Below are 1,228 nucleotides of genomic sequence, written 5' to 3'. Positions count from 1 at the left end.
AGCCTTATCTGATGAAAATCTGTCAGCGTAGGTGTCGAGAGCCGGCGTGGGCCGCCGTACGAGCCTGGATCTCGACGATCGCCATGTAGCTTGGCGCCCACGCCGGAATCTCCCTTGATCCGCCCGAACAGTTGCTGGAGCTGACACTCGAAGCGATAAGACTGGGCAAGCGGGGGAGCTCTCGACCCTTCCAGACTATACGGAGTCGGGCAATGAACGGGATCGGGATCGATGTGAGCAAGCGCCGATTGGATATCGGCACGACAGACGGCCAGACCCTGCAGGTCAGCAATAGCCCCTCTGGCTATGCCGAGTTGAGCACTTGGTTGAGTACGCGGCCGGCCATTCAGATCGTTTTGGAAGCCACCGGCGGCTATGAGCAGACTGTCCTGGACTTCCTTCACAAGGCCGGCCATCCGGTGATCCGTGCCAACGCACTGCGAGCGCGTAGACTGGCTCAGGGGCTGGGTAAAGTGGCCAAGACGGACCGCTTGGACGCTCTTGTATTGGCGCAGATGGCCGCGCTGGTGGAATTGCCTTCCTATCAGCCGCTGGAGCCCTGGCAGCGGAAACTGCGTGAGTTTGTGCGGGCGCGTCGACAAACGATGCAGGCACTGACCGTAGCCCGCCAACAGCAGGAAATGGTGACTGACCGCGAGCTACGCCGGCAGATGCAAGGCAACATCATTCGCCTGCAAACACTGGTCGAGCGGCTGGGCAAGCAGATCTCTGAACAGGTCGCGCAGCAGCCTCAACTGGCAGTGCTGAAGTCAATGAAAGGGGTCGGCCCGGCATTGCAGGCGGTACTGGCCAGCTACCTGCCTGAGTTGGGTCAGATCAGCGGAAAAGCCATTGCCAGCCTGGTCGGCGTGGCGCCGATCTCCCACGACAGCGGAGCCATGCGAGGGAGGCGAAGCATCCATGGCGGCAGGGCCGAGATCCGCCAGGTGCTCTACATGGCAGCCATGTCGGCCATGCGACATGAGCCACGATTGCGGGACTTTTACCGGTCGCTGCGGGCCCGCGGCAAGGAAGGAAAAGTAGCGATCGTGGCGGTGATGAGGAAGATGCTGGTGATCCTCAACGCCCGGGTGCGCGACGCTGAAAACGGGCTGGTCCCTGCCTAAGGCCAGCCAGGGCGCAAGACCAAAGGCTGCCGGCCAGCGGCCGGCACTACCGTGCCCGTCTCATGGAGGGGCCAAGTCCCTCCATCAACACAGTTGCTACA

At 62.0% G+C, this 1,228-nt stretch carries 1 protein-coding gene; it reads left to right on the top strand.

Translation table 11 applies throughout. From position 1 onward, the window contains the following. The first annotated feature begins 212 nt into the window (after nucleotides 1-212). The gene (locus tag H4O10_RS22115; protein WP_012479096.1) at nucleotides 213-1,127 is read left to right on the top strand and encodes an IS110-like element ISStma7 family transposase; all 915 of its coding nucleotides are present in this window, start codon (nucleotides 213-215) and stop codon (nucleotides 1,125-1,127) included. Nucleotides 1,128-1,228 lie beyond the last annotated feature (101 nt).

The sequence above is a fragment of the Stenotrophomonas sp. I18B00994 genome (assembly GCF_014145825.1).
Classification (GTDB): domain Bacteria; phylum Pseudomonadota; class Gammaproteobacteria; order Xanthomonadales; family Xanthomonadaceae; genus Stenotrophomonas; species Stenotrophomonas maltophilia.
This window is presented reverse-complemented; position numbering and strand designations above follow the sequence as displayed.